This is a genomic window from Pseudomonas sp. 18-147, assembly GCF_051048045.1.
Taxonomy (GTDB): domain Bacteria; phylum Pseudomonadota; class Gammaproteobacteria; order Pseudomonadales; family Pseudomonadaceae; genus Pseudomonas; species Pseudomonas aeruginosa.
On record NZ_CP182296.1, the window covers coordinates 3,645,511 to 3,671,507 of the forward strand.

At 66.3% G+C, this 25,997-nt stretch carries 27 protein-coding genes; 14 read left to right on the plus strand and 13 right to left on the minus strand.

Annotation, left to right across the window (positions count from 1 at the left end):
* Positions 1 to 5: 5 nt before the first annotated feature.
* A complete protein-coding gene (locus ACM0M4_RS17225) occupies positions 6 to 368 on the minus strand; it encodes a DUF1883 domain-containing protein (protein WP_003122824.1) in 363 nt (120 codons plus the stop codon).
* A gap of 37 nt (positions 369 to 405) precedes the next feature.
* Between ACM0M4_RS17225 and ACM0M4_RS17230 the strand changes: the two genes are divergently transcribed.
* The 4 genes from ACM0M4_RS17230 to ACM0M4_RS17245 all read left to right on the plus strand — a co-directional run bounded on the left by ACM0M4_RS17230 (position 406) and on the right by ACM0M4_RS17245 (position 4,288).
* Entirely contained in the window at positions 406 to 1,446 is a 1,041-nt protein-coding gene (locus ACM0M4_RS17230) for an RNA methyltransferase (RefSeq protein WP_003122825.1), read from the plus strand.
* 64 nt (positions 1,447 to 1,510) lie between these two features.
* Positions 1,511 to 1,738, plus strand: a complete 228-nt coding sequence (locus ACM0M4_RS17235; RefSeq protein WP_003098182.1) for a DUF2970 domain-containing protein — start codon at positions 1,511 to 1,513, stop codon at positions 1,736 to 1,738.
* Positions 1,739 to 2,148: 410 nt separating this feature from the next.
* Entirely contained in the window at positions 2,149 to 3,807 is a 1,659-nt protein-coding gene (locus tag ACM0M4_RS17240; RefSeq protein ID WP_003098180.1) for a nitrite/sulfite reductase, read from the plus strand.
* Positions 3,791 to 4,288: a DUF934 domain-containing protein gene (locus ACM0M4_RS17245; protein WP_003088003.1), complete on the plus strand. Its 498-nt coding sequence runs from the start codon at positions 3,791 to 3,793 to the stop codon at positions 4,286 to 4,288. The genes ACM0M4_RS17240 and ACM0M4_RS17245 overlap by 17 nt, the downstream gene beginning before the upstream one ends.
* 64 nt (positions 4,289 to 4,352) lie before the next feature.
* Here ACM0M4_RS17245 and ACM0M4_RS17250 read toward each other — a convergent pair whose 3' ends face one another.
* Positions 4,353 to 4,934, minus strand: coding sequence for a TetR/AcrR family transcriptional regulator (locus ACM0M4_RS17250; protein ID WP_003098179.1), 582 nt, complete (start codon positions 4,932 to 4,934; stop codon positions 4,353 to 4,355).
* Between the two features lie 122 nt (positions 4,935 to 5,056).
* Between ACM0M4_RS17250 and ACM0M4_RS17255 the strand changes: the two genes are divergently transcribed.
* Together ACM0M4_RS17255 and ACM0M4_RS17260 are read left to right on the plus strand one after the other, a co-directional pair.
* The gene (locus tag ACM0M4_RS17255; protein WP_054375945.1) at positions 5,057 to 5,494 is read left to right on the plus strand and encodes a hotdog fold domain-containing protein; all 438 of its coding nucleotides are present in this window, start codon (positions 5,057 to 5,059) and stop codon (positions 5,492 to 5,494) included.
* A gap of 94 nt (positions 5,495 to 5,588) precedes the next feature.
* Positions 5,589 to 6,464, plus strand: a complete 876-nt coding sequence (locus tag ACM0M4_RS17260) for an alpha/beta hydrolase family protein (protein ID WP_003087999.1) — start codon at positions 5,589 to 5,591, stop codon at positions 6,462 to 6,464.
* Here the strand turns inward: ACM0M4_RS17260 and ACM0M4_RS17265 are convergent.
* On the minus strand, positions 6,451 to 7,443 hold the full coding sequence (locus tag ACM0M4_RS17265) for a YhdH/YhfP family quinone oxidoreductase (RefSeq protein WP_003087998.1): 993 nt from the start codon (positions 7,441 to 7,443) through the stop codon (positions 6,451 to 6,453). The two genes, ACM0M4_RS17260 and ACM0M4_RS17265, sit on opposite strands and share 14 nt — an antisense overlap.
* A gap of 58 nt (positions 7,444 to 7,501) precedes the next feature.
* Positions 7,502 to 8,527, minus strand: coding sequence for a protease SohB (gene sohB / locus ACM0M4_RS17270; protein ID WP_003087997.1), 1,026 nt, complete (start codon positions 8,525 to 8,527; stop codon positions 7,502 to 7,504).
* A gap of 233 nt (positions 8,528 to 8,760) precedes the next feature.
* Between sohB and ACM0M4_RS17275 the strand changes: the two genes are divergently transcribed.
* From ACM0M4_RS17275 to ACM0M4_RS17290, 4 genes are all read left to right on the plus strand, one after another.
* Positions 8,761 to 9,471 carry a histidine phosphatase family protein gene (locus ACM0M4_RS17275; RefSeq protein WP_003087996.1) on the plus strand — a complete coding sequence of 237 codons (711 nt, stop codon included), beginning with the start codon at positions 8,761 to 8,763 and terminating at the stop codon, positions 9,469 to 9,471.
* Positions 9,472 to 9,531: 60 nt separating this feature from the next.
* A complete protein-coding gene (locus tag ACM0M4_RS17280; RefSeq protein WP_003087993.1) occupies positions 9,532 to 9,846 on the plus strand; it encodes an SCP2 sterol-binding domain-containing protein in 315 nt (104 codons plus the stop codon).
* Between the two features lie 257 nt (positions 9,847 to 10,103).
* Positions 10,104 to 11,174, plus strand: a complete 1,071-nt coding sequence (locus ACM0M4_RS17285; RefSeq protein ID WP_003098170.1) for a phosphotransferase family protein — start codon at positions 10,104 to 10,106, stop codon at positions 11,172 to 11,174.
* Between the two features lie 24 nt (positions 11,175 to 11,198).
* The gene (locus ACM0M4_RS17290; RefSeq protein WP_003087987.1) at positions 11,199 to 11,966 is read left to right on the plus strand and encodes an SDR family oxidoreductase; all 768 of its coding nucleotides are present in this window, start codon (positions 11,199 to 11,201) and stop codon (positions 11,964 to 11,966) included.
* A 160-nt stretch (positions 11,967 to 12,126) separates the two neighbouring features.
* Here the strand turns inward: ACM0M4_RS17290 and ACM0M4_RS17295 are convergent, their stop codons facing one another.
* Complete coding sequence (locus tag ACM0M4_RS17295) at positions 12,127 to 12,888, minus strand: SDR family NAD(P)-dependent oxidoreductase (protein WP_023081788.1); 762 nt, start codon at positions 12,886 to 12,888, stop codon at positions 12,127 to 12,129.
* 131 nt (positions 12,889 to 13,019) lie between these two features.
* Between ACM0M4_RS17295 and ACM0M4_RS17300 the strand changes: the two genes are divergently transcribed.
* On the plus strand, positions 13,020 to 13,925 hold the full coding sequence (locus ACM0M4_RS17300; RefSeq protein ID WP_003117685.1) for a LysR family transcriptional regulator: 906 nt from the start codon (positions 13,020 to 13,022) through the stop codon (positions 13,923 to 13,925).
* Here the strand turns inward: ACM0M4_RS17300 and ACM0M4_RS17305 are convergent.
* Entirely contained in the window at positions 13,922 to 14,566 is a 645-nt protein-coding gene (locus ACM0M4_RS17305; RefSeq protein ID WP_003087981.1) for a hypothetical protein, read from the minus strand. The two genes, ACM0M4_RS17300 and ACM0M4_RS17305, sit on opposite strands and share 4 nt — an antisense overlap.
* Positions 14,567 to 14,666: 100 nt before the next feature.
* On the opposite strand from ACM0M4_RS17305, the gene ACM0M4_RS17310 reads away from it, so the two are divergent.
* Positions 14,667 to 15,446, plus strand: a complete 780-nt coding sequence (locus tag ACM0M4_RS17310; RefSeq protein WP_003113596.1) for a TSUP family transporter — start codon at positions 14,667 to 14,669, stop codon at positions 15,444 to 15,446.
* On the opposite strand, the gene nudC is transcribed toward ACM0M4_RS17310, so the two are convergent.
* Genes nudC through ACM0M4_RS17325 form a run of 3 tightly spaced genes read right to left on the minus strand, consistent with a single transcriptional unit; the run spans position 15,414 to position 18,790 of the window.
* A complete protein-coding gene (gene nudC, locus ACM0M4_RS17315) occupies positions 15,414 to 16,250 on the minus strand; it encodes an NAD(+) diphosphatase (RefSeq protein ID WP_003113595.1) in 837 nt (278 codons plus the stop codon). The genes ACM0M4_RS17310 and nudC overlap by 33 nt on opposite strands.
* The gene (gene fimL, locus ACM0M4_RS17320) at positions 16,250 to 17,938 is read right to left on the minus strand and encodes a type IV pilus/biofilm regulator FimL (RefSeq protein ID WP_003098159.1); all 1,689 of its coding nucleotides are present in this window, start codon (positions 17,936 to 17,938) and stop codon (positions 16,250 to 16,252) included. Before fimL ends, nudC begins: the two co-directional genes overlap by 1 nt.
* A 39-nt stretch (positions 17,939 to 17,977) precedes the next feature.
* Positions 17,978 to 18,790, minus strand: a complete 813-nt coding sequence (locus ACM0M4_RS17325; RefSeq protein ID WP_221345404.1) for a crotonase/enoyl-CoA hydratase family protein — start codon at positions 18,788 to 18,790, stop codon at positions 17,978 to 17,980.
* A 223-nt stretch (positions 18,791 to 19,013) separates the two neighbouring features.
* Here ACM0M4_RS17325 and nhaB point away from each other — a divergent pair, with 223 nt between their 5' ends.
* The gene (gene nhaB / locus ACM0M4_RS17330) at positions 19,014 to 20,516 is read left to right on the plus strand and encodes a sodium/proton antiporter NhaB (RefSeq protein ID WP_054375957.1); all 1,503 of its coding nucleotides are present in this window, start codon (positions 19,014 to 19,016) and stop codon (positions 20,514 to 20,516) included.
* Here nhaB and ACM0M4_RS17335 read toward each other — a convergent pair.
* Positions 20,500 to 21,855 carry an amino acid permease gene (locus tag ACM0M4_RS17335; protein WP_003117687.1) on the minus strand — a complete coding sequence of 452 codons (1,356 nt, stop codon included), beginning with the start codon at positions 21,853 to 21,855 and terminating at the stop codon, positions 20,500 to 20,502. The two genes, nhaB and ACM0M4_RS17335, sit on opposite strands and share 17 nt — an antisense overlap.
* A 23-nt stretch (positions 21,856 to 21,878) precedes the next feature.
* Complete coding sequence (gene ldcA / locus ACM0M4_RS17340; protein ID WP_003087961.1) at positions 21,879 to 24,134, minus strand: lysine-specific pyridoxal 5'-phosphate-dependent carboxylase LdcA; 2,256 nt, start codon at positions 24,132 to 24,134, stop codon at positions 21,879 to 21,881.
* 193 nt (positions 24,135 to 24,327) lie between these two features.
* Between ldcA and ACM0M4_RS17345 the strand changes: the two genes are divergently transcribed.
* Positions 24,328 to 24,717: a nuclear transport factor 2 family protein gene (locus ACM0M4_RS17345; protein WP_003098144.1), complete on the plus strand. Its 390-nt coding sequence runs from the start codon at positions 24,328 to 24,330 to the stop codon at positions 24,715 to 24,717.
* A 27-nt stretch (positions 24,718 to 24,744) separates the two neighbouring features.
* On the opposite strand, the gene dnaQ is transcribed toward ACM0M4_RS17345, so the two are convergent.
* Both dnaQ and rnhA read right to left on the minus strand, forming a co-directional pair.
* Entirely contained in the window at positions 24,745 to 25,485 is a 741-nt protein-coding gene (gene dnaQ / locus ACM0M4_RS17350) for a DNA polymerase III subunit epsilon (RefSeq protein WP_003087958.1), read from the minus strand.
* A 64-nt stretch (positions 25,486 to 25,549) separates the two neighbouring features.
* Positions 25,550 to 25,996, minus strand: coding sequence for a ribonuclease HI (gene rnhA, locus ACM0M4_RS17355; protein WP_003087954.1), 447 nt, complete (start codon positions 25,994 to 25,996; stop codon positions 25,550 to 25,552).
* Between the last annotated feature and the right edge of the window lies 1 nt (position 25,997).

Below are 25,997 nucleotides of genomic sequence, written 5' to 3' on the forward strand. Positions count from 1 at the left end.
CGCCCTCAGGTGAACTGCGAACCGGAACGGCGCACGAACTTGATCGACCACTTGAAGTTCGGCTTGCGCGTCACGCTGATCGGGCGCCGGGTCACGGTATCGATGGTGATGTTCCAGAACCCGGTGCTGGGCACCTTGATCTTCGCCGGGAAGCGGTCGAAGGCGCCGCCATGGTAGCTATGCCGCCCGCCATTCTTGAAACTGCGGAAATTGGCGTCGTTCATCAGGCGGATATTGCATTGCTGCGAGCACTCGATGACCACGATGTCGTCTTCGTTGAGGTGTTCGCGCTGGTGGACGAATTTCATGGAACGGTTCCGTTGCTGCGGTGGAGCGGAGCGCAACGATAGCACGTCGGCGCCGGCCATACCGCCTCATGACGGGCAATGGTAGGATGCGCGCCCCATGCGTAGCCAAGACCTCCACCAGCGCCTCGCCGATCTCGGCGCCAAGCCCCTGCATTGCGGGAGGATCGTCCGCGCCTGGCTGCAGGGCCGCGCCCTCGATGCCTGCACCGCCCGCCAGCGGGCCGAGGACTTCCTGCCGCTGGGCGTACGCCATGGTCTGCCCCAGGTAGCAGCGGAACTGGAAGGCATCGCCCGCCTGCACAGCGAGCATCCGGCGAGCGACGGCTCGTCGCGCCTGCTGGTGGAACTGGCCGACCGGCAGATGGTGGAAAGCGTGCTGCTGCCGCGCGGTGGGCTGTGCGTCTCGACCCAGGTCGGCTGCGCGGTCGGCTGCGTGTTCTGCATGACCGGCCGCAGCGGCCTGCTGCGCCAGGTCGGCAGCCTGGAGATGGTCGCCCAGGTGGTCCTGGCGCGCCGTCGGCGAGCGGTGAAGAAAGTGGTGTTCATGGGCATGGGCGAGCCGGCGCACAACCTCGACAACGTCCTCGAAGCCATCGACCTGCTCGGCACCGATGGCGGCATCGGCCACAAGAACCTGGTGTTCTCCACCGTCGGCGACCCCCGCGTGTTCGAGCGCCTGCCCCGGCAACGGGTGAAGCCCGCCCTCGCCCTGTCCCTGCACAGCACCCGCGCCGAACTGCGCCGGCAACTGTTGCCCAAGGCGCCGCCGCTGAGCCCGGAAGAACTGGTGGAAGCCGGCGAGGCCTACGCCCGCCGGGTCGACTATCCGATCCAGTACCAATGGACCCTGCTCGAAGGGATCAACGACAGCCTGGAGGAAATGGACGGCATCCTGCGCCTGCTCAAGGGCCGCTTCGCGGTGATGAACCTGATCCCCTACAACAGCATGGACGGCGACGCCTACCGGCGCCCGAGCGGGGAGCGGATCGTCGAGCTGGTGCGCTACCTGCACAGCCGCGGCGTGCTGACCAAGGTGCGCAACTCGGCCGGCCAGGACATCGACGGCGGCTGCGGGCAACTGCGCGCCAGGGCCACGCAGGGCACGGTGGAACGGCGCATCCCCGCCCGCCAGGCCTGAAGCCACCCTCCTCCCGCCAAGGGTCTAGACTCTCAGGGCAGGTATGGAAAAGGGAGGACCACCGATGGGTATCGAGACGGAAGAACCGAACCAGAAGCCGCCGACCTTCTGGCAGATGCTGCATAGCGTGATGGCTGCCGCCTTCGGCGTACAGAGCGGGCGAAACCGCGCCCGCGACTTCACCCACGGCAAGCCCGTGCACTTCATCATGCTGGGCCTGCTCTTCACCCTGGTGTTCGTGCTGTTGCTGGCCGGGATCGTGAAACTGGTGCTGAGCCTCAGCGGCCTGTGACCTCTGCGCCGCCGAGGCGGGCTTTCACTGGTGGCTGACCCAGAACACCGCGGTAGCCACCACCAGCAGGATCAGGACGAAGGCCGCGCGGGCGTCGACCACGCTGTCGCGGTTTTCCTGGGTTTTGCTCGGCTCGCTCATGACTCCCCCTGTTTCTTGTGGGTATCGGGACGAAGACATCGAAAGGCACTCTCCAGTTAAGACCAGCGCCGCCCATCGCTCAAGAAAGGCGCCGTTGCGAAGCGGTTATGCTTGCCTGGCGACTTAGTCTTTTTGGTTCTTACCATATACTCAAACATCACTTTTACGCATAAATATGAACTGGTATCGTGCGCCCACTCCGCGTGGAGCGCGTAGCCGTGCGCGCTGGTTAACGCAGTAAGCCGCATAGCCTGACAGCAGGAATATTCATGTACGTATACGACGAGTACGACCAACGGATCGTCGAGGACCGCGTCAAGCAGTTCCGCGACCAGACCCGCCGTTACCTGGCGGGTGAATTGACCGGTGAGGAGTTCCGCCCGCTGCGCCTGCAGAACGGTCTCTATATCCAGCGCTATGCCCCGATGCTGCGCATCGCCGTTCCCTATGGCCTGCTCTCCTCGCGCCAACTGCGCAAGCTGGCGCAGATCGCCCGCGACTACGACAAGGGCTACGCCCACATCAGCACCCGGCAGAACGTGCAGTTCAACTGGCCGGAGCTGGAAGACGTGCCGGAAATCCTCGCCGAGCTGGCCACCGTGCAGATGCACGCGATTCAGACCAGCGGCAACTGCATCCGCAACACCACCACCGACCAGTTCGCCGGCGTCGCCCGCGACGAGCTGGTGGACCCGCGCCCCTGGTGCGAGATCATCCGCCAATGGTCGACCTTCCACCCCGAGTTCGCCCACCTGCCGCGCAAGTTCAAGATCGCGGTGAACGGCGCGGTGAGCGACCGTGCCGCCATCGAAGTGCACGACATCGGCCTGGAGGCGGTGAAGAACGAGGCCGGCGAGCTCGGCTTCCGCGTCTCGGTCGGCGGCGGCCTGGGCCGAACCCCCATCGTCGGCAGCTTCATCAATGAATTCCTGCCCTGGCAGCACCTGCTCGGCTACCTGGATGCCATCCTGCGCGTCTACAACCGCTATGGCCGGCGCGACAACAAGTACAAGGCGCGGATCAAGATCCTGGTCAAGGCGCTGACCCCGGAAGTCTTCGCCGAGCGCGTCGAGGCCGAATGGGCCAACCTCAAGGACGGACCGAGCACCCTCACCGAGGCGGAAGTCCAGCGCGTCGCCGCGCATTTCGTCGATCCGGCCTACAAGGCCCTCGACGACCTCGACGAGTCCCTCGCCCGGCTCGACGCGGAGCACCCCGGCTTCGCCCGCTGGCGCGCACGCAACACCTTCGCCCACAAGAAGCCCGGCTACGTCGCCGTGACGCTCTCGCTGAAGCCCACCGGCACCGCGCCGGGAGACGTCACCGACAAACAGCTGGAGGCCATCGCCGATCTCGCCGACCGCTACAGCTTCGGCGAGGTGCGCAACAGCCATAACCAGAACATCATTCTCGCCGACGTCGAGCAGGGCGAACTCTTCGCCCTCTGGGGCGAACTGCGCGAACTGGGCTTCGCCACCCCCAACGTCGGCCTGCTGACCGACATCATCTGCTGCCCCGGCGGCGACTTCTGCTCCCTGGCCAACGCCAAGTCGATCCCGATCGCCGAAGCCATCCAGCGCCGCTTCGACAATCTCGACTATCTATTCGACATCGGCGACATCGACCTGAACATCTCCGGTTGCATGAACGCCTGCGGCCATCACCATGTCGGCCACATCGGCATCCTCGGGGTCGACAAGAAAGGCGCGGAGTTCTACCAGGTCTCCCTCGGCGGCAGCTCGGCGCGCGACGCCAGCCTCGGGCAGATCCTCGGCCCGTCCTTCGCCCAGGAGCAGATGGCCGACGTGATCGACAAGATCATCCAGGTCTACGTGGAACGCCGGACCGAGGAAGAACCCTTCATCGACACCTTCCGCCGTATCGGTATCGACCCGTTCAAGGAGCGCGTATATGCAGCGAATCATTAAGGACCGCCAGGTGGTCGACGACCGCTGGCACTTGCTGCCCAAGGACGCGACCCTGGAAAGCGTACCCAACAGCGACGACGTGATCATCCCGCTGGCCCTGTGGCTCGAGCACGGCCCGGCCCTGCGCGGCCGCGACGGCGGCCTGGGGGTCTGGCTGGACGCGGACGAGGAGCCGGAAAGCATCGCCGGCGACCTCGACAGGTTCCAGGTGATCGCGGTGAACTTCCCCGCCTTTACCGATGGCCGCGGCTTCAGCAGCGCGCGCCTGCTGCGCGAGCGCTACGGCTACAAGGGCGAGATCCGCGCGATCGGCGACGTGCTGCGCGACCAGTTGTTCTTCATGCGCCGCTGCGGCTTCGACGCCTATGCCATCCGTGCCGACCGCAGCCCGGAAGACGCCCTGGCCAGCCTGGACGACTTCAGCGAGGTCTACCAGACCTCGGTGGAGCAGCCGCTACCGCTGTTCCGCCGCCGCGGCTGACCCCCGCCCTGACGGAAAAGCCCCGCAGCCGCGGGGCTTTTTCACTCCCGAGGTCACGGACGCCTCAGGCCGCCCGCACGCTGTCCCAGGCCACCTGCGCCAGCAGTTCGCGACAGTCGGCCAGCGCCACCCGGGTTCGCCCGGCCAGCCACTGGCGGGCAAGGTCGTGGGCCGGGCCGATCACCACCGAAGCAAAGCAGTCGTCCGGCATCTCGCGGAACAGGCCCTCGGCCCGATATCCCGCCAGCGCCGCATGGATCCGCGCGAAGTGGGCCTGGTTGTCGGCCCGCAGGCGCTCGCCCAACTCCCCCGCCTCTACCCGCCCGCGGCTGTGCAGGATGAAGCGTGCCCAGTCGGGATTCGCCACGACCCAGTCTATGTAGCTGGTGACCAGCAACCTGACCGTTTCCTCGGCGCTGCGCGCCCTGGCGAAGCCGGCTTCGAGCAACGCCGCGTACTGGCCGATCCCGGCCAGGTAGAGTTCGCCATGGATGCGTTCCTTGTTGCCGAAATGGTGGTAGAGACTACCGATGCTCGCTCCGGAACGGTCGCGGATCATCTCGATGGTGGTGGCGTCTACGCCATGCTCGCTGAAGCAGGCCAGGGCGGCCTGGAGAATCTCGTCTTTGCGGGAAGAACGGCCCATGTCGGTCCTTGTCGATAATCGTCGAAACGCTGACTAGAATATTTTTCTAGAATAAATTTCTAACCTTCGTATACTGCCCCGGTGCGCACACATCTTCAATCCTGAAACGCCCGGAGTTTTCCATGAGTCAGATGATGCAGATGTACCAGCAGGTCGGCCCGGCTCAGTTCAGCGCCATGATCGGCCAGTTCGCACCCTATTTCGCCAGCATCGCCCCGCAGTTCGTCGAACTGCGTCCCGGCTATGCCGAAGTCACCTTCCCCAAGCGCCGCGAGGTGCTGAACCATATCGGCACGGTGCATGCCATCGCCCTGTGCAATGCCGCCGAACTGCCCGCCGGGACCATGACCGACGCCTCGATTCCCGCCGGCCATCGCTGGATTCCGCGCGGCATGACCGTCGAGTACCTGGCCAAGGCCACTGGCGACGTGCGCGCAGTGGCCGACGGCAGCCAGATCGACTGGCAAGCCACCGGCAACCTGGTGGTGCCGGTGGTCGCCTATGTTGACGACAAGCCGGTATTCCGCGCCGAGATCACCATGTACGTCAGCCAGGCCTGACCGCCAGGGCGCCCCGGCCGTGCTTTCGGCCGGCTGGAGGCGCCCTGGCGGCCAGCCCTATTCTCGAAGCCGCGAACAGACCACGGAGACCGGCATGAACCCTCCGCAACCACGCCTCATCGATAACGGCAACGGCCATCCGCTGGCCAGCCATTGGTACCGGCCTGCCGGGGAGCCGCGCGGCTATCTCCTGATCGTCCCGGCGATGGGCGTGGAACAGCGGTTCTACGCGCCCTTCGCCGCCTGGCTGGCAGAGCGCGGCTACCTGGCCATCACCTTCGACTACCTGGGCATGGGGCAATCGCGCAACGGCTCGCTGCGCGGTCTCGAGGTCGATGTGCTGGGCTGGGCCCGTCATGACTGCAGCGCCATGCTCGCCGCCGCGCTCGCCGAGAGCGGGAGCAAGCCCCTGTACTGGATCGGCCATAGCCTGGGCGGCCAGATCCTGCCCTTCGTCGAAGGGCGCGAGCGTATCGAGAGGGTCTTCAGCATCGCCAGCGGCAGTGGCTACTGGAAGGAAAACAGCCCGCGGTTGCGCAACAAGGTCTGGTTGTTCTGGTACCTCGTCGCGCCCCTGCTGACGCCGCTGCTCGGCTATTTTCCCGGGCGCCGCCTGGGCATGGTCGGCGACCTGCCGCGCGGGGTGATCGAACAATGGCGACGCTGGTGCCTGCATCCGCAGTACGCCCTCGCGGATGGCGAGGCCATCCGCCGCGCCTTCTCCGCCGTACGCACGCCCATCGTGTCGCTGTCGTTCACCGACGATGAAATGATGTCCCGACGCAGCATCGAGTCGCTGCTGGGCTTCTACCGCGAAGCGCCGAAAACCGCCTGGCGCATCGCTCCCGAGGAAATCGGCGCCCGCCATATCGGCCATTTCGGCTTCTTCCGGCCGCAGTTCGCCGAATCGCTATGGGCGGGCTACCTGTTGCCGGAGCTGGGCTCCGGCAACGCCCTCAGCCGAGGTTGACCAGCACCCGGCCGACCAGCTTGCCGGCGAGGATCTGGTTGATCGCCCCCGGCAGCTCTTCGAGGGCGATCTCGCGCGCCACCTCTTCGAGGTTGTCGAGCTTCCATTGCAGCGACAGCTTGTCCCACATGGATGCCTTGACCACCAGCGGCAGTTCCACCGAGTCCACCCCGAGCAGGTTGACCCCGCGCAGGATGAACGGCAGCACCGAGGCCTTGAAGCCGGCGCCGGCGGTCAGGCCGCAGCAGGCGACGCTGCCGCCGTACTGCAACGACTTGACCACGTTGAAGAGGATGTCGCCGCCGACGGTGTCCACCGCGCCGGCCCACTGTTCCTTGAGCAACGGCTTGTCGACGCCATCGGCCACGGTGGCGCGATCGAGGATCTGCTTGGCCCCCAGGCGGTTGAGGAACTCGGCCTGCTCCAGCTTGCCGGTGGCGGCCGCCACGGTGTAGCCGAGCTTGGCCAGCAGTTCCACGGCGATACTGCCGACCCCGCCGCTGGCGCCGGTGACCAGCACCGAGCCATGGTCGGGGCGCAGGCCGCTGCGCTCCAGCTTTTCGACGCAGAGCGCCGCGGTCAGGCCGGCGGTGCCGAGGATCATCGCCTCGCGCAGGCTCAGGCCTTGCGGGCGCTTGATCACCCAGGCCGCGGGCACGCGGATGTACTGGCCGAAACCGCCGGCGGTGTTCATGCCCAGGTCGTAGCCGGTGACGATCACCTCGTCGCCGGCCGCGAACTCGGCCACCGAGGACTCGGCGACCACACCGGCGGCATCGATGCCGGGGGTATGCGGGTACTTGCGGGTCACCCCGCGGTTGCCGCTGGCGGACAGCGCATCCTTGTAGTTCAGCGAGGAATACTGCACGCGGATCAGTACGTCGCCCGCCGGCAGGTCGCCGGTATCGCGCTCGACCACCTGCGTTTCGTAAACGCCGTGGGGCGCTTCCGTCACCCACAACGCCTTGAATACAGCCATTTCGACCTCCTCTCGTGAAAACCCTGAAGACAGCGTGTTCGTCCCTGTCGGCGCCGGCCTATTGCCAGAACTTCTGCTGGTTGAGCCGCCCCCACCAGGTCACCAGCACGCGGTCGATAACCACGCTGGCGGCCAGGCCGACGCGTTCCTGCAGGCTCTTGCGCTCGACGAATTGCACCTGGTAGACATCGCGCTCCCTGGCCTGCTCGGCCAGGTACTCGTCGCTGGTCTTGAGTTCGTCCACCAGCAGCTTGCCCAGTGCGGCCTGGCCCAGCCAGACCTCGCCGGTGGCGATCTCGTCCATGTTCAGTTGCGGCCGGTAGTGGGCCACGAAGTTCTTGAACAGTTCGTGGGTCACCTCCAGGTCCTCCTGGAACTTTTCCCGGCCCTTCTCGGTGTTCTCGCCGAATACCGTCAGCGTACGCTTGTATTCGCCGGCGGTAAGCACCTCGAAGTCAATATCGTGCTTCTTCAACAGCCGGTGGACGTTGGGCAACTGCGCCACCACGCCGATCGAGCCGAGGATGGCGAAGGGCGCGGAAAGGATCCGATCGCCGATGCAGGCCATCATGTAGCCGCCGCTGGCCGCCACCTTGTCGACGCACACGGTCAGCGGCACGCCGGCCTGGCGGATGCGCGCCAGTTGCGAGGCCGCCAGGCCGTAGCCATGGACCATGCCACCGCCGCTTTCCAGGCGCAGCACCACCTCGTCGTCCTTGCCCGCCATGCTCAGCACCGCAGTCACTTCGTGGCGCAGTTGCTCGGTAGCCGAGGCCTTGATGTCGCCGTCGAAATCGAGCACGTAGACCCGCGACTTCTGTTCAGGATGTTTCTTCGCCTGCTTCGCCGCCTTGCTCTCCTCCTTGCGCAAGGCCTTGAGGCTGGCCTTGTCGAGGACGCTGTGGCGGACCCGCTCGCGCAGGTCCTTGTAGAAATCGTTGAGCTTCTGCACGTCGAGGTGCCCGCCTGCGCCGCGCCGGCCGCGGCCGCGCAGGGCGACGATCACCACCAGCACCACGATGATCGCCGCCAGCACGGTCACGGTCCTGGCCAGAAAGCCCGCATATTCGGCAATGAACTCCACACAACCCCCTCTCTACTGTTGACGCACCCGTCTACGGGCGACACGATTGCGCAAGCATACCCAGGCCACCGACGGGCGGCCAGCGATGCCACTGCCTGGAGAGCCTTTGCAGGGCGCGCCCGGAGCAGCCGATAAAGGCAGCGAATGACATTCAAACAAGCGTATGTTTTTTCGTTGACAGCCCTGGGTGATCCTCATACCCTCGCGGAACTTTCACCCGCCGAGGTCCGCCCGTGGGCAGCATCTACCTGATTCGACATGGCCAGGCGTCGTTCGGTGCCGACGACTACGACGTGCTGTCGCCGACCGGCATCCGCCAGGCGGAAATCCTCGGCGACCACCTGCTGAACCTCGGCGTCCGTTTCGACCGCGTCCTCAGCGGCGGCTTGCGCCGCCAGCAGCACACCGCCCGCGCCGCCCTCGAACGCCTGGAGTCCTCCGGGCTGGCCACGCCGGAGCTGGAAGTCGATCCGGCGTTCAACGAATTCGAAGCCGACGCGGTGATCCGCGCGCACCTGCCGGACCTGCTCGAGGAGCAGCCGGAAGCCCTGCACATCCTTCGCCATGCGGCCGAGCATCGGGCCGAGTTCCAGCGCCTGTTCTCCACCATCATCGCGCGCTGGGTTTCCGGCAACCATGAGAAAGATGGGCTGGAAAGCTGGCAGGAATTCCTCGATAAGGTCCATGACGGTCTTCGTCGTCTGCTGGCGCAGGCCAGCGGCAAGGACAGGGTCGCCGTGTTCACCTCCGGCGGTACCATCACCGCCCTGCTCCAACTGATCGTCGGCGTTCCGCCGCTCAAGGCCTTCGAGCTGAACTGGCAGATCGTCAATACCTCGCTGACTCGCCTGAAATTCCGCGGCGAGGAAGTGTCCCTGGCTTCCTTCAACAGTCACGTGCACCTGGAACTGTTGAAGGCGCCGGAACTCATCACCTATCGATGAGCCGGCCTACCGCGACCGTTCCGGTCGCCGAAAAAACCCTAGAAGAAAGGAATAGAACCCATGACCACCGTTGCTGACATCGTCTCCACCATGAAAAGCAAGTTCAACGCCAGCGCGGCCGCCGGCCTGGATCTGGTGTTCCAGTTCAACATCGAAGACGGCGACAACCACTACCTGGTCGTCAAGGACGGTACCTGCGAAGTGGTACAGGGCGACGCCGAGAACCCCAACGTCACCCTGATCATGGACAGCGAAACCCTGAAGGGCATCACCAGCGGCGAGACCGACGGCATGCAGGCCTTCATGGCCGGCAAGCTGCGCGCCGAAGGCGACATGATGCTGGCGATGAAGCTGGGCGAACTGTTCCCGGTCTGACCGTTTCCGGCGCCATGCCAGAAGGAAAACCGGAGTCCCTCGCGGCTCCGGTTTTTTTTCGTCCGGCATTCCTCCAGGCCGACGATCAGGGACCGTGATGGAGCGGCAACACGCTTGCCCATAACGCCCGGCGGCGGCTTGTGAGGGCCGGGACAGGGCATTAGATTAGCCAATTATCGCCGGTCACCATCATTGCGCAGCCTGATGCGCGCACCGGCTCCCGCGGCTCCGCCGTGGCACCACGAGAAGGGAACCCCATGTCGCTGACCGACCAATCCACTCGCATCCGCGCCGGCGAAGAACTCGACGCCGCCGTCATCGACCCGTACCTGAAAGCCCATATCCCCGGCCTCGAAGGCACCCCGAAGATCAGCCAGTTCCCCGGTGGCGCGTCCAACCTGACCTACCTGATCGAGTATCCGCGCCAGGAGTTCGTCCTGCGTCGCCCGCCATTCGGCCACAAGGCCAAGTCGGCCCACGACATGGGCCGCGAATACCGCATCCTGAACCAGTTGAACGCAGGCTTCCCCTACTGCCCGAAAGCCTACCTCTACTGCACCGACGAGTCGGTGATCGGCGCCGAGTTCTACGTCATGGAACGGGTCAAGGGCATCATCCTGCGCGCCGAACTGCCGCCTGAGCTGAATCTCGACGAACAACAGACCCGCAGCCTGTGCAAGAGCTTCATCGACAAGTTCGTCGAACTGCACAACGTCGACTACGCCGCCTGCGGACTGGCCGACCTGGGCCGCCCGGACGGCTACGTGCAGCGCCAGATCGCCGGCTGGACCGACCGCTACGAGAAGGCCCTGACCCCCGACGCGCCGCTCTGGGAACCGGTCAAGGCCTGGCTCAAGGACAAGCAGCCGGCCGATCACCACAAGCCGGGCATCGTGCACAACGACTACCGCTTCGACAACGTGATCCTCGACCCGGAAAACCCGATGCAGATCATCGGCGTGCTGGACTGGGAACTGGCCACCCTCGGCGATCCGCTGATGGACCTCGGCAATACCCTCGCCTACTGGGTGGAAGCCGGCGACCCGGCTCCGGTGCAGCTGACCCGCCGCCAGCCCAGCCACCTGCCGGGCATGCTGACCCGCCGGGAGTTCGCCGACTACTACGCCGAGCGGGCCGGGATCCCACCGATCGACAACCTGGACTTCTACTACACCTATGGCCTGTTCCGTCTTGCCGGCATCGTCCAGCAGATCTACTACCGCTACTACCACGGGCAGACCCAGGACAAGCGTTTCGCCCAGTTCGTGCAGATGAACAAGCTGCTGGAGCAGATGAGCCTGCAGGCCATCGAGCGCTCCCGCCTGTAACCGACCACTACAAGGGGATAGCCCATGTCCAAGACCCACCTGTTCGACCTCGACGGCAAGATCGCCTTCGTTTCCGGCGCCAGCCGCGGCATCGGCGAGGCGATAGCCAAGCTGCTGGCCCAGCAAGGCGCCCACGTGATCGTCTCGAGCCGCAAGATCGATGGCTGCCAGGCGGTCGCCGACGCGATCACCGCGGAGGGCGGCAAGGCCACCGCGATCGCCTGCCACATCGGCGAGATGGAGCAGATCCAGAACGTCTTCGCACAGATCCGCGAGCAGTTCGGCCGCCTCGACATCCTGGTCAACAACGCCGCCACCAACCCGCAGTTCTGCAACGTACTGGAAACCGACCTCGGCGCCTTCCAGAAGACCGTCGACGTCAACATCCGCGGCTACTACTTCATGTCCATCGAGGGCGGCAAGCTGATGAAGGAACACGGCGGCGGCAGCATCATCAACGTGGCCTCGATCAACGGCGTATCGCCCGGCGAGTTCCAGGGCATCTACTCGGTGACCAAGGCCGCCGTGATCAGCATGACCAAGGTCTTCGCCAAGGAATGCGCGCAGTTCGGCATCCGCTGCAACGCCCTCCTGCCAGGGTTGACCGACACCAAGTTCGCTTCGGCGCTGGTGAAGAACGACGCGATCCGCAACCTCGCCCTGCAGCGCATCCCGCTCAAGCGCGTGGCCGAGCCGAGCGAAATGGCAGGCGCCGTGCTCTACCTGGCTAGCGAAGCGTCCAGCTACACCACCGGCGTGGCGCTGAACGTCGACGGCGGCTTCCTTTCCTGACGGAACGGCGAACGCGCGAAGAGGGAGCCAGGGCTCCCTCTTTTCATTTCAGGATTGCCAATGCCTCGCACCAGCGCGGGACAGGCGCCCCACGGCTATTCACCTGCGTTCTCGGGTAGCCGGACGAGTACCCCCATAGGCGTTACCCGCCGCTTCCACTTCAGTTGCCGACCCGCCAGCCACCGTTCACCGACACCACCGTTCCGGTGACGAACCCCGCCTCGGGCGAGGCCAGCCAGGCCACCGCCGCGGCGATGTCCTCGACCCGGCCGGTCCTGCCCAGCGGGGTCTCGCCGACGATGGCGGCGACCCGTTGCGGATCGAGGCCGCCGGGAAAGAACCGGGTGTCGGCGATGTAACCCGGCGCCACGCTGTTCACCGTGATCCCGCGCGAACCGAGTTCCCGCGCCAGGGCCACGCCGAAGCCATGCAGGCCGGCCTTGGCTGCCGCATAGCCCAGCGCACCAGGACTGCCGCTACCGGTCTGCGCAGCGATCGATCCGATATGGATGATCCGCCCGCCCTCTTCCGTGAAATGCGGCAACACCGCCAGCGACATGAGGAACGCGCTTTTCAGGTTGCCGTCCAGCAGCGCATCCCATTCCCGCTCGGCCTCAGCCAGCGGAGTGGTGGCGGCGATCTTTCGGGTGAACCCGGCGTTGTTCACCAGCACGTCGAGCCCCTGGAAGGTGTCGCCAACCCAGGCGGCCACCGCCTCGACAGCTTCGCGGCGGGAAAGATCGGCGGCCATCCAGGGCACACCGCCCAACTCGGCGGCAGCGCGTTGCAGGCGCTGGGAATCACGGGCCACCAGGGCGATCCGATAACCCTGTTGCCGAAGGCGCCGGGCGATGGCCAGGCCGATGCCCGACGAGCCGCCGGTGACCAGGGCGGTACGGGGGATTGGAGAATGAGTGTGCATGACGGGCTTCCTCTGTAATGGATGGAACGCCTCGTCTGGCCAGAGCGAGCGTACGGATGGATTTTCGACGGATCCGCCGCGATATATCCAATACTGTCTTTCTTAACTCACCATATCCGGGAGATATCGCAATGGCCGACTTACGCCAGTTCCGCCAGTTCGTCGCGGTTGCCGAGGAGCTGAGCTTCCGCCGCGCCGCTGAGCGCCTGCACATGGCCCAGCCACCGCTGACCACTGCGATCCGGCGGCTGGAAGAAGAAGTCGGCGCCAGCCTGCTGGAGCGTGACAACCGTATCCACCGCCTGACGCCGGCGGGCCGCGCGTTCCTCGACGAAGCCCGGCGCACCCTGGCCCAGGCCGAACGCACCCTGGCGGCCGCGCGCAGCGCCGCCAGCGGACGCAGAACGTTGCGCCTGGCGTTCGTCGACAGCACCATCAATATTCTGCTACCGCGCATACTCCAGGCGTTCCGCCACCAGCATGGCGCGCTGGACTTCCAGCTCCAGGAAGACACCACCGCGGGGCAACTGGAGGCGTTGCGCGAAGACCGCATCGATGCCGGCCTGATCGTTCTGCCGGTCGACCGCCAGCCCGGCCTGTACACACATCTACTGGTGGACGGCGACATGCGCGTGGCATTGCCCGAAGGGCATCGGCTGGCACGCCATGCGCGCCTGCGCCTGGAACAACTGGCCGGAGAACCCTGGCTGCTGTTTCCACGGCACTATGGGCCGGGCATGCACGACCTGATCGTCGCCGCCTGCGCGGCAGCCGGCTTCGTCCCGGAGGTGGTGCAGGAGGCGCGGCAGATGCAGACCATCGCCGGGCTGGTGGCCGGCGGCATCGGCGTCGCGCTAGTGCCTTCGCTGCTACAACCGTTGCGCCCGCCGGGGGTCACCTTTCGTCCCCTGCAAGGGCGGCGGGCGCGAATTCCCTATCGGCTGGCGCTGGCCTACCGCACGCCGTCGGAACTCATCGAACGCTTTCGCGAAACCGCCCAGGCGATCGCCGCCGCCCCGGCTTTTCGCATGGCCTAGCGCCAGTCCCTGAGCGCCTCCTCGGCCGCCAGGTTCATCGGCTCGGCAAGCAGCCCGGCGACGCCGTAGTTCACCGCGAACACCGCCTTGTCCGCCATCGGCAGGAAAGTCACCCGCCCCGCCAGCGGCTCGAACAGGAACAGGTCGTGCTCGCCGGCCCGCAGCCAGCGCCAGAGATCGACCCCCAGCGGACTCTGCGACAAGCCCAGGCGGCGGCCCCGGGACTGCTGCTCGAGGGCCAGGAAGCGGCCGCTGAGCGCGTCGAGGCGATAGCCCGGCGCCAGACCGATCAACGCGGCCAGCCCCTTCCAGCGGAAAATCCGCGCGTCCAGTTGCCAGAGTTCGCCGTCCAGCACCACGCTGCGCTCGTTGGCGCCCTCCTGGATCAGCACCCGGTAGCGCTGCGGCCCTTCGGCCTGGAAGCTCAGGGTGGCCATCGGCTGCTCGGGCTTGAGCAGCGAATAGCTGCGCAGGTCCCAGGCGAGCACCAGCAGCAGCGCCGCCACGGCGACGAAGGCCAAGCCGCAGGTGCCGCGCAGCCAGCCGAGGAACCAGGTGCGTTCGAAGAGGATGCGCACCGCGACCAGGGCGGCCAGCAAGGCCAGTAACGCGAATGCCCAGGCCAGACCGTCGTACTGCATGCAAGCGATTCCTTCTGCGTGAAATTGCGGGCATTATGCGCACCCCTCCTCCCGACGGCCAGCGAGGCCGTTTCCCGATTGGAAGCAGGTCCGGTTTTTCATGCCCTTCGAACTCGCGATAGACCCCAGCACCCTGATCATCCTGGCCGTGGTGGCCTTTCTCGCCGGCTTCATCGACGCCATCGCCGGCGGCGGCGGCCTGTTGACCATCCCTGCGCTGCTCACCGCCGGGGTCCCGCCGCACCTGGCGCTGGGTACCAACAAGCTGAGCTCGACCTTCGGTGCGGCGACCGCCAGCTACACCTTCTACCGGCGCAAGCTGTTCCATCCCGGGAAGTGGCGCAACGGTCTGCTCGCCACCGCGATCGGCGCCGCCATAGGCGCCTGGGCGGCTCACCTGCTGCCCGCCGAGTGGCTGAACCGGATGCTCCCGGTGGTGGTATTCACCTGCGGCCTCTACATGCTCTTCGGCGGCACGCCGAAGGCGCCGCTGGACGCCGATGCGCCGCTCGGACGCAAGCGCCAGTGGCCGCAGGGCCTCGCCCTGGGCTTCTACGACGGCGTGGCGGGACCGGGCACCGGAGCGTTCTGGACCGTCAGCTCGCTGCTCATGTACCCGCTGGACCTGGTCCGCGCCAGCGGTGTGGCGCGGAGCATGAACTTCGTCAGCAACATAGTGGCGCTGGCGGTGTTCATCGCCTCCGGCCAGGTGATCTGGTTGCTCGGCCTGTGCATGGGTGCGTCGCTGATGGTCGGCGCCTATTTCGGCGCGCGCACCGCCATCGGCGGCGGGGCGAAGTTCATTCGCCCGGTGTTCATCCTGGTGGTCCTGGCGCTGACCGCGCGGCTAGCCTGGCAGCACTGGTTCAGCGGCGCCTGAGCGGCGCGCCAGGTACAGGTCGATCAGGTGCCGGGCGATCGAGCGCTGCGCCGGTAGCGGCGGCAAGGCATCGAGGGAGAACCACTGGGCGTCCTCGATCTCGTCTTCCTGCGGGACGATCTCGCCGGACACGTACTCGGCGTGGAAACCGAGCATCAGCGAATGCGGGAACGGCCAGTTCTGGCTGCCGATGTATTCGAGATTGGCGACCTCCACCCCGACCTCTTCGCGCACCTCGCGGACCACGCACTGCTCCACCGACTCGCCGGCCTCGACGAAGCCGGCCAGGGTACTGTAGACCCCCGGCACGAAGCGCGGCGAACGCGCCAGCAACACCTCGTCGCCCCGGGTCACCAGGACGATCATGCTCGGCGACAGGCGCGGGTACTGGTGCAGCCCGCACTGCGGACACTGCATCACCCGCTCGTGGTCCTGCGCCTGCATGCGTGTGCCGCAATTGCCGCAGAACCGGTTGTGACGTGCCCAGATGCCGATCTGGCTGGCATAGCCGAGCATGCAGAACTGATCGAAATCGCCGTGCAGCATGAACTGCCGCAACGGCGCCCAGGCCATGCCCGGCAGCTCGATCGGCTCGTCCAGTTCCAGCACGTAGACCGGCTCGCCCTGCCAATGGCCGACCCCATGTTCGGCGAGCAGCGGGAGTTCCTGGCGCTTCAGCCATTCGCGGGGGAACAGCAGGCCGTTGTCGTCCTGGAGGAAGCGCTGCTGACAGTGCGCGAGCACCCAGCCGCCGACCTGGGCGGTAGCCGGCCGACCTGCCTGCCAGCGGAACTCGCCGGCCATCAGGCGGCCACCGGCAGTCCGAGCGCCTTGACGCTGGCGCTGGCCAGGTCGAGGACGTCCGGCTGGCCCTGCGGACGCAGCACGGCACCGCCCTCGAGATAGTATTCGAGACTGGTCAGGGCGTCGGCGAGGGTTTCCAGCATCTGTTCCGAAGGCATCTGCGCGGTCTCGATCATGCGCTGCTGGATGTAGTCGGCGCAGCCGCCGACCAGCAGCGCGGCGCGCTCCTGACCGAGGAACCAGAGACCGCCCCGGACCGCCTGCAGGCTGGCCGGGACGTTGGCCAGGTTGAGCTTGTCGCCATTGGATTCCAGGTACGCGGTGATCGCACGCTTGGCCAGGGCCAGGCCGGCCTTGGCCTCCTCGATCACCACGATGCGCGCCTCGGCCAACTGGTGCACGGCGAACGCATCGGCTTCCTGCCCGGGCTCCGCCGGAGTCGGCCGGATGATGCGGCGCTCGCCGCGCTCGAGGTTGCCGACCATGCTTTCCACGTAGAGCACCGCATCGGCCAGGCGCAGCAACGCCGGCGGCGAATCGGCGACGCCGCTGGCAGCCCAGGCGGCCACGGTGGGTAGCTGGGTCTGCAGGGCGGTGCCGGCCGAGTTCAGGCCGACCATGCCGAGGGTCTTGCTCAGCTTGCCCAGTTGCGCATGCAGGTTGGTCAGGCTATCCGGCTGGGCCACGCCGCGCTCGATCAGGTCGAGCATGTCCTTGACCCCGGCGAGTTCCTCGCGGATCGCCGTGGACAGCGAACGCATCACCGACTGGCCGGGGCCGGACAGGCGCTGCGATTCCTCTTCCAGCAGGTGGTCGGTGAACGGCAGCGGCGCCAGCCCATGCAGTTCGCGGACCTCGCGCGAACGCGGGCCCTGGCCGTCGGACAGCGCCACCAGGTAAAGCAGTTCCTTGAGCAGATGGCGCGGCGCCTCGTAGGCCGGGCCGATCAGCAATTGCTTGAGCTCGCGGTCGATGCGCGAGAACAGTTGCTTGCGCGACTTGCGCGGCAACAGTTGGCCATCGACGATCGACTCGATCGCCGCGGCGCCGATCCAGCACAGCCGCGAACGGGCCACCCCGCCGTGCAGGCTGTCGAGGCGCGCCAGCGCGCGGCCCATCAGCTTGAGGCTGGGATAGAGGTTCTGTTCGCGGATCAGGCCGAGCAGGCCGATCTGGTACATGTGGCGCATCCGCCGGCTTTCCTCGCCCAGTTCGGCTTCGGAAGGCAGGTGGTCGATGGCAGTGCTCGGCGGCCGCGGGATATCCAGGCGGGCGCTGAAGAAGAAGCTTTCCGGCAGCGCCGGCTGCCCTGCGGCACAGCGCACTTCGTTGATCGCCGGCAAGAGCAGCTCGGGGATCTCCTGGCGATTGGCCTCGACGTTCTCCAGGTAGCGGCGCAGCACGTACAGGGCGTTGCCCAGGGCTGCCAGCTGGCCGTCGCGCTCCTCGCTGACGCCGGTGGGAATGTCGGTCGCCAGCTGCAGGGCTTCCTGGGCCAGCAGCTCGGCGCCGGCCAGCTCGATCAGGTTGAGGGTGCCGCGGATCTGTTGCAGGCATTCGACGGCGTGCTGCAGCAGGCTGCCGTTCTGCCGCTCGGCAATGAACTGCTCAAGACCCTGTTCGGCCTGTTCCATGGTGGCGAACAACTCGTCGCGCACCAGACTGAGGGACGTGGCTCCTGTGACCATCGGTCTAGTGCGCCTCCCGCGCAAGAATATACAACGGCATCAATCAGCGAATTCCGGCTTCTGCTTGGCCATATGCGCGGCCATCGCCACCCGCAGGTCGGCGGACTGGAGCATGGCGGCGTTCCAGGTAGCGACGTACTCGAGGCCGTCGTCGACCCGGTGGTCGCGCATATAGCGGATCATTTCCTTGGTACCACGGATGGCGATCGGCGACTTCGCGGCGATCTGCCGCGCCAGTTCGAAGACCCCATCCATCAATGCGGCCTGGTCCGCGTAGGTACGATTGACCAGGCCGATGCTCCGTGCCTCTTCGCCGTCGACCATGCGCCCGGTGTAGGCCAGCTCGCGCATCATGCCATCGCCGATGATCCGCGGCAGGCGCTGCAGGGTGCCGACGTCGGCGGCCATGCCGATGTCGATCTCCTTGATCGAGAACTGCGCGTCGGCGGTCGAGTAGCGCATGTCGCAGGCCGAGACCAGGTCGATGGCGCCGCCCAGGCAGTAGCCCTGGATCGCCGCGAGCACCGGCTTGCGGCAGTTGTCGACCGCGTTGAACGAGGCCTGCAGCTCGAGAATCTTGCGACGCAGGGCGTCGGCGTTGCGGCCGACGTCCTTGCCCAGTTGGCTGCGGACCTGGGCCAGCAGCATCAGGTCGATCCCCGAGGAAAAATGCTTGCCCGCCCCGGACAGCACGACCACCCGCACTTCGTCGGTATCGTCGACCCAGCGGAAGATCTCGATGATCTCGCGCCAGAAGTCCTGGTTCATGGCATTGATCTTGTCCGGACGGTTGATCTGGACGTGGGCGATCTTGTCTGCCAGCTCCACACAGAATGCGTTGTACTCGGTCACGGCGATAGTCCTCGGCAGAGCAACTGCGCTGTCAGAACGCAGAGATTTTTGTTGTGCGGAAAATCCCGCAACTATAACAAGGGCGAGCCAAATGTCGATGCTGCACTATGTGATGCACGGCACGCCCATTGATACCGCAATCTCTTCGATGATTGCGCTAAACGCTTGATCCAACGAAAGTCCTGCTGGCATTTTCAGTCTTTTCCTTGCCGTGGAGTCCATCGTGAGCAGTCCCCTGAGCCAGGCTTTCGCACAGAACTTCCTCGGGCATTCGCCGCGCTGGTACAAGCTGACGGTGCTCGCCTTCCTCTTGCTCAACCCCCTGCTGCTATGGCTGGCCGGGCCGGTGACAAGCGCCTGGGTGCTGGTCGGCGAGTTCATCTTCACCCTGGCCATGGCGTTGAAATGCTATCCGCTACAGCCGGGTGGCCTGTTGGTGCTGGAGGCGCTGCTGCTTGGCCTGGCTACCCCCGAGGCGCTCTATGCGGAATTGCAGCACAACTTCCCGGTGCTCCTGCTGCTGATGTTCATGGTCGCCGGCATCTACTTCATGAAGGACCTGCTGCTCCTGCTGTTTTCCCGCCTGCTGCTCGGCGTGCGCTCGAAGACCCTGCTATCGCTCCTGTTCTGCCTGCTGGCCGCCCTCCTCTCGGCCTTACTCGACGCCCTCACCGTGACCGCCGTGGTGATCAGCGTGGCGGTGGCATTCTTCGCCGTGTATCACCGGGTCGCTTCGGGGCAGCGCGCCAGCGAGGACTACGATCCCGCCACCGACCGCCAGGTCCCCGAGCTGCACCGGGCCCATCTCGAGGAATTCCGCGCCTTCCTCCGCAGCCTGCTCATGCACGCGGCGGTCGGCACCGCGCTGGGCGGCGTCTGCACCCTGGTGGGAGAGCCGCAGAACCTGCTGATCGGCCACGAGGCCGGCTGGCATTTCGTCGAGTTCTTCCGCCAGGTCGCGCCGGTATCCATGCCGGTACTGGCGGCCGGCCTGCTGACCTGCGTGCTGCTGGAGAAGAGCCGCCGCTTCGGCTATGGCGCCCAGTTGCCGGCGGCGGTGCGCCAGGTGCTTGCCGAGTACGCCGCCAGCGAAAGCCGCAAACGCGGAGCGCAGCAGAAGGCCGCGCTGCTGGTGCAGGCCCTGGCGGCGCTGGTACTGATCGTCGGGCTGGCCCTGCATGTCGCCGAGGTCGGCCTGATCGGCCTGTTGGTGATCGTGCTGATCACTGCCTTCACCGGCGTCACCGACGAACACCAGATCGGCCGCGCCTTCCAGGAGGCCCTGCCGTTCACTGCGCTGCTGGTGGTGTTCTTCGCGGTGGTCGCGGTGATCCACCAGCAGCACCTGTTCACCCCGATCATCCAGGCGGTGCTGGCGCTGCCGGCGGAACGCCAGCCGGGCATGCTGTTCATCGCCAACGGCCTGCTCTCGGCGATCAGCGACAACGTATTCGTCGCCACCATCTACATCACCGAGGTGAAACAGGCGCTGGATGCCGGCCACATGAGCCGCGAGCATTTCGATACCCTGGCGGTGGCGATCAATACCGGCACCAACCTGCCCAGCGTAGCGACGCCCAACGGCCAGGCGGCGTTCCTCTTCCTGCTGACCTCCTCCATCGCCCCGCTGGTGCGCCTGTCGTACGGCCGCATGGTCTGGATGGCGCTACCCTACACCCTGGTGATGGGCGGCCTGGGCTGGTGGGCGGTCAGTCATTGGCTTTGAGCGTCGGCACTCCGTTGACCTGGTTGCGCCATTGCCGCCAGGTGTACATTGGGATACCGGCCATCAGCACCAGGAAGCCCCAGAAGATCGCCTGCTGGCCGGTGCCATACAGCGCCCATAGCGAGTAGGCGAAGCCCAGCGAGCCGATCACCAGCAATTGCCGGCGTGAACGCGGCGAGAACTCGTCCGGTCGCACCGCCAGCAGTTGCAACAGCGCGGCGGTGCAGAACGCGTAGGGGACCACCCCGGTCATGGTGCCGAGCAGGATGATCACGTTGAACACATCGACCAGGTCGCCATGCCCGTCGACCATCACCAGCGCCGTCACCAGCAGCCCCGAGGCCAGCAGGCCGTGGGCCGGCGCGCCGTTCTTGTTGAGCTGGCCGAGCGACTCCGGGAACAGCCCGTCGCGCGCCGGAGCCACCGGGATCTGGCCCTGCAACAGGACCCAGCCATTGAGCGCGCCCAGGCAGGCGATGACCGCCCCGGCAGCCACCAGGTAGTAGCCCCAGTCGCCCATCAGGATCCGCGCCGCGTCGGCGAACGGCGAGGTGGAGCGGGCCAGCACCTCCGGCGGCATCAGGCCCTGCACCGCAGTGATCGAGAGGATGTAGAGGGCCGCCGCGGCCAGCGTGCCGAACAGGGTCGCACGGGGAATGGTACGGCGCGGATCCTCGACGTCGTCGGCCGGCACGGTGGCCGACTCCAGGCCGATGAACGACCACAGGGTCAGCGCCGCGGTGGTGGCGATCGCCTGGGCATAGCCCATGTTCGGCAGCTCGCTGCGCGCCGGGATCGCCAGGTGCTCGGGATTGAAGTGGAACCAGCCGAGGATACCGACCAGCAACAACGGCAGCAGCTTGAGGATGGTCAGCAGGTTCTGCACCACGCTGAAGGTGCCGATGCCTCGCAGGTTGATCAGGGTGCACAGCCAGATCGCGGCGATGGCCACGCTGACCATCAGCAGCGGATCCGCCAGCGCCGGGATGAATACCCGCAGGTAGCCGACCAGGGTCACGGCGATCGCCGCGTTGCCGATCCAGGCGGCTTTCCAGTAGGTCCAGGCGCACAGGTAGCCGGCGAAGCTGCCGAAACCGTCGCGGGTATAGGCGTAGGGGCCGCCGGCGCCGGGGTTGACCCGCGCCAGGCGGGCGAAGGTCAGCGCCAGCAGCACCGCGCCGGTGCTCGACACCAGCCAGCCGAACAGGCTGAGCCCGCCGAACGCCGCCAGGCTGGAGGGAAGCAGGAAGACTCCCGAACCGACCATGTTGCCGATCACCAGCGCGCTGCAGGTCCAGAACCCCATGCCGCGCTTGCCGGCCTTCTCTCCCCCCGCCATCGACACCCCTTAGCCTGTCGGCTTCATTCCTTTATGCATTCAACGGTATAGCAGCGCCCGGACGGTCCGTCCTGATGCTGCAGGCCATGCACATCGGAGTCGAAACCAGGGAAGGCGCGCTCGAAGGTCCGCGCGAACTCGAGATAGTCGAGGATCGAGCGGGTCGCCTCGGTGAAGCGCTCACCCGGCATGATCAGCGGGATACCCGGCGGATAGGGTACCAGCATGACGGCCGCGATGCGCCCTTCCAACCGAGCGATCGGTACCGCCTCGACCTCGCCGCGCACCAGCTTGTCGTAGGCCTCGGACGGCCGCATCGCGACCTCCGGCAGCACCGTGTACATGCGCTTCATGGCCTTCGCCGTGGCGTTGTCGCGGTAGCTGGCGTGCATGGCGTCGCTGAGGTCGCGCAGGCCCACTCCGTTGTAGCGCTTGCCGCCGGCCTGGGCCACGGAGGGCAAGACGTCGAGCAGCGGCAGGTTGGCGTCGTAACAGCGCTTGAATTCGAGCAGTTCGGTGACCAGGGTGCTCCACTTGCCCTTGGTGATGCCCATCGAGAACAGCACCAGGAAGGAGTAGAGACCGGTTTTCTCCACCACCAGCCCGCGCTCCCAGAGGAAGCGGCTGACGATGGCAGCCGGAATCCCCTGCTCGCTGAGCTTGCCGCCGGCGCTCAAGCCCGGGGTGGTCAGGGTGACCTTGATCGGATCGAGCAGCACGTAGTCTTCGGCGATATCGCCGAAGCCGTGCCAGTCGGCGCTCGGCTCCAGTACCCAGTCATGGGTGCCGACCTGATCGGTGCCCTCCACCTGCTCCGGCTGCCAGACGCCGAACCACCAGTCGTTCCGGTCCAGGTTCTGCCGTACGTTGGCCAGGGCCCGGCGGAAGCTGAGGGCCTCGTCGAAGGTCTCCTGGATCAGCGAACGCCCGGCGGGCCCTTCCATCATCGCCGAAGCCACGTCCAGCGAAGCGATGATGCCGTACTGCGGCGAGGTCGAGATGTGCATCATGAAGGCTTCGTTGAAGCGCGCCACGTCCAGCTTCCGGGTCCCGCCATCCTGCACGTGGATCATCGAGGCCTGGCTGAAGGCGGCGAGCATCTTGTGCGTGGAGTGGGTGGCGAACACCAGGGGTCCCTCCTCGCTGCGCGAGGTGCCCATGCCATAGCGTCCGTCGTAGAACTCGTGGAACGCGGCATAGGCGTACCAGGCCTCGTCGAAGTGCAACACTTCGACGCTGTCGCCGAGGGTCTGCTTGATCAGCTCGGCGTTGTAGCACAGGCCGTCGTAGGTGGAGTTGGTCACCACCGCCAGCTTCACCTTCGGCTCGCGACCGCGCGCCAGCGGACTGGCGGCGATCTTCGCGGCAATCGACTCCTTGCTGAATTCGCTCAGCGGGATCGGCCCGATGATTCCCAGTTCGTTGCGTTCCGGAGTCAGGTAGAGCGGTATCGCCCCGGTCATGATGATCGAGTGTAGGATCGACTTGTGGCAGTTGCGGTCCACCAGCACCAGGTCTTCCCGACCGACCATGGAATGCCAGACGATCTTGTTCGCGGTGGAAGTGCCATTGATCACGAAGAAGGTATGGTCGGCGCCGAAATTGCGCGCGGCACGGTCCTCGGCCTCGGCCAGGGGGCCGGTATGGTCGAGCAGCGAGCCCAGCTCGGGGACCGAGACCGACAGGTCGGAACGCAGCGTGTTCTCCCCGAAGAACTGGTGGAACGCCTGTCCCACCGGACTCTTGCGATAGGCGACACCGCCGCCGTGGCCCGGCGTATGCCAGGAATAGTTGGACTGCGCGGTGTGCTCGACCAGCGCACGGAAGAATGGCGGCAGCAGCCCGGCCAGGTAGTTGCGCGCCGCCCGGGCGACCTGGCGGGCGAGGAACGGCACGGTGTCTTCGAACAGGTAGAGGATGCCGCGCAACTGGTGCAGGTCGGCCATGGACTCGGCCGGCGCGTTCTCGATGGTCACCTGCTCGCCGAGGGCGAAGATCGGCAATTGCGGCGCCCGCACGCGGGCCACGCGGATCAGTTCGACCACATCCTGCAGCAGGCGCTGGTTTTCCCCGGCACCTTCGGCGGCGACCAGGATGCAGGCCAGGCCGTGGTGGGTGGAAGCGACGATGCGCCCCTCGGCGGAGCTGGCGGTGGAGAGAATGCTGAAGCCGTCCTGCTCCAGTTCGTGGGCGATGCCCCGCACGCGTTCGCCGGCAACGGTGTCGGCCTTGATGTCGCGATGGACGATGAGGACGGGAAATTTGAGGTCTTTATACATTGTTGATCCCGAGCAGCAGGCGGGCGAACCCCGCCGGTCGGCTCAGGGTAGAGACTTGCCGGCACGCGCGTAACCCCCGGCGGCTTGCCCTTGTAAGAAAAGGTCGCGGCAACACAAGTCGGCGCGCCGCGCTTGCCTCCGCTCCCGCCAGCGAGGAGCATGGACCTCTCTGCCCTGCTACGGAGCGACAACGATGCGCAGCGCTTATCGGATCGTCAGCGATCACTATGCGGCCTCTAGCCGTGGGGACCTCGCCGGAATGCTGGCGGACATGGACGAACGCACCGAATGGACGGAAATGGCCGGTTTCCCGCTGGCCGGCACCTATGTCGGCGCGGCCGCCATCGGCGCCGGTGTGTTCCAGGCCTTGCAACGGGACTGGGAGGGCTTCAGGGTCGAGATCGAGCGCCTGATCGACGGCGGCGACAGCGTGGTCGCCGTCGGTCGATATGCAGCGACCCACCGTCGCAGCGGCAAGTCGTTCGAAGCGCGTGTGGCACACGTATGGACGGTAGAGGACGGCAGGATCCGCCGTTTCGAGCAGTTCTGCGACACCTTGCTGGTGGACCGGGCGACACGCTGAACGCGGCGCCCGTGGTGCATGGGCAGGCTATTCGCCGACCGGCGCCTCCAGTTGCGCCCAGAGTGACGGACCACCTGCCGACTTCTCGATCACCGCCAGCCGCGCCGCATGCGCAGCCAGCTCTTCGGCGTTGGCGCGCAGCACCGGGGTGGCTACCCGCGCCGGATCGAGCCGACGGATCGGGCTGACCATCGGCCGGCCGCTGCCGTCGCCTTCCGCGCCGCTGCCGGCCAGCGACAGGCTGGTCTGGCCGCCGGTCATCGCCAGGTAGACGTCGGCGAGGATCTCGGCGTCGAGCAACGCGCCGTGCAGGTCGCGACCGGAGTTGTCCACGCCGTAGCGCTTGCACAACGCATCGAGGTTGTTGCGCTGGCCCGGATGGCGCTCGCGGGCCATCAGCAGGGTATCCAGCACCGAGCAGTACTCGGTCACGTCCGAGCGGTCCTGCTGGCCCAGCAGGGCGAACTCGTTGTTGATGAAGCCGATATCGAACGCCGCGTTGTGGATGATCAGCTGGGCGCCGCGGATGAATTCGAAGAAATCGTTGGCGACCTCGCGGAAGCGCGGCTTGTCCTTCAGGTATTCGTTGGTGATGCCGTGGACGGCGATCGCCCCTTCGTCGACCTCGCGATCGGGTTGCAGGTAGACGTGGAAGTGGCGACCGGTCAGGCGGCGCCCCTCCAGCTCGACACAGCCGATCTCGATGATCCGGTGACCATCGGTCACCGGCATGCCGGTGGTTTCGGTATCCAGTACGACGCTACGCATCTATAGAGCCTTTCTCTGTTTCGCTGCAGCCGCGGCTGCTGAACGCTTGTTTCGGTGTGGCCGCTCAGCGCGGCAATTCGGCGACGCCACGGTTGGCCAACTGGTCGGCCCGCTCGTTGCCGGGATCGCCGGTATGCCCGCGGACCCACTGCCACTCCACCTGGTGCCGGGCGACCTGCTCATCCAGGGCCTGCCAGAGGTCGGCATTCTTGACCGGCTGCTTGCTGGCGGTCTTCCAGCCGCGCTTCTTCCAGTTCGGCAACCATTCGGTGATGCCGCGCATCACGTATTCCGAGTCGGTGATCAGACGGATCGGACAGGAACGCTTGAGTGCCGCCAGCGCCTGGATCGCCGCCATCAGCTCCATGCGGTTGTTGGTGGTGTCCGGCTCGCCGCCCCAAAGCTCTCGCTCGGCGCCCTTGTAGAGGAGCAACGCCCCCCAGCCGCCGCGCCCAGGGTTGCCCTTGCAGGCGCCGTCGGTATAGATCACTACCTGTTCTTTATCTGTCATG

Bases quoted from the DNA above. Each gene is read 5' to 3' on its own strand.
- ACM0M4_RS17240 (WP_003098180.1), top strand. From the start codon at position 2,149: ATGTACGTATACGACGAGTACGACCAACGGATCGTCGAGGACCGCGTC.
- ACM0M4_RS17280 (WP_003087993.1), top strand. From the start codon at position 9,532: ATGACCACCGTTGCTGACATCGTCTCCACCATGAAAAGCAAGTTCAAC.
- ACM0M4_RS17295 (WP_023081788.1), bottom strand. From the start codon at position 12,888: ATGCACACTCATTCTCCAATCCCCCGTACCGCCCTGGTCACCGGCGGC.
- fimL (WP_003098159.1), bottom strand. From the start codon at position 17,938: ATGGTCACAGGAGCCACGTCCCTCAGTCTGGTGCGCGACGAGTTGTTC.
- ACM0M4_RS17225 (WP_003122824.1), bottom strand. From the start codon at position 368: ATGGCCGGCGCCGACGTGCTATCGTTGCGCTCCGCTCCACCGCAGCAA.
- ACM0M4_RS17285 (WP_003098170.1), top strand. From the start codon at position 10,104: ATGTCGCTGACCGACCAATCCACTCGCATCCGCGCCGGCGAAGAACTC.
- ACM0M4_RS17335 (WP_003117687.1), bottom strand. From the start codon at position 21,855: ATGGCGGGGGGAGAGAAGGCCGGCAAGCGCGGCATGGGGTTCTGGACC.
- ACM0M4_RS17310 (WP_003113596.1), top strand. From the start codon at position 14,667: ATGCCCTTCGAACTCGCGATAGACCCCAGCACCCTGATCATCCTGGCC.
- ACM0M4_RS17260 (WP_003087999.1), top strand. From the start codon at position 5,589: ATGAACCCTCCGCAACCACGCCTCATCGATAACGGCAACGGCCATCCG.
- ACM0M4_RS17245 (WP_003088003.1), top strand. From the start codon at position 3,791: ATGCAGCGAATCATTAAGGACCGCCAGGTGGTCGACGACCGCTGGCAC.
- dnaQ (WP_003087958.1), bottom strand. From the start codon at position 25,485: ATGCGTAGCGTCGTACTGGATACCGAAACCACCGGCATGCCGGTGACC.
- ACM0M4_RS17265 (WP_003087998.1), bottom strand. From the start codon at position 7,443: ATGGCTGTATTCAAGGCGTTGTGGGTGACGGAAGCGCCCCACGGCGTT.
- ACM0M4_RS17290 (WP_003087987.1), top strand. From the start codon at position 11,199: ATGTCCAAGACCCACCTGTTCGACCTCGACGGCAAGATCGCCTTCGTT.
- ACM0M4_RS17255 (WP_054375945.1), top strand. From the start codon at position 5,057: ATGAGTCAGATGATGCAGATGTACCAGCAGGTCGGCCCGGCTCAGTTC.
- nudC (WP_003113595.1), bottom strand. From the start codon at position 16,250: ATGGCCGGCGAGTTCCGCTGGCAGGCAGGTCGGCCGGCTACCGCCCAG.
- ACM0M4_RS17235 (WP_003098182.1), top strand. From the start codon at position 1,511: ATGGGTATCGAGACGGAAGAACCGAACCAGAAGCCGCCGACCTTCTGG.
- ACM0M4_RS17250 (WP_003098179.1), bottom strand. From the start codon at position 4,934: ATGGGCCGTTCTTCCCGCAAAGACGAGATTCTCCAGGCCGCCCTGGCC.
- rnhA (WP_003087954.1), bottom strand. From the start codon at position 25,996: ATGACAGATAAAGAACAGGTAGTGATCTATACCGACGGCGCCTGCAAG.
- ACM0M4_RS17300 (WP_003117685.1), top strand. From the start codon at position 13,020: ATGGCCGACTTACGCCAGTTCCGCCAGTTCGTCGCGGTTGCCGAGGAG.
- ACM0M4_RS17230 (WP_003122825.1), top strand. From the start codon at position 406: ATGCGTAGCCAAGACCTCCACCAGCGCCTCGCCGATCTCGGCGCCAAG.
- ACM0M4_RS17305 (WP_003087981.1), bottom strand. From the start codon at position 14,566: ATGCAGTACGACGGTCTGGCCTGGGCATTCGCGTTACTGGCCTTGCTG.
- ldcA (WP_003087961.1), bottom strand. From the start codon at position 24,134: ATGTATAAAGACCTCAAATTTCCCGTCCTCATCGTCCATCGCGACATC.
- ACM0M4_RS17345 (WP_003098144.1), top strand. From the start codon at position 24,328: ATGCGCAGCGCTTATCGGATCGTCAGCGATCACTATGCGGCCTCTAGC.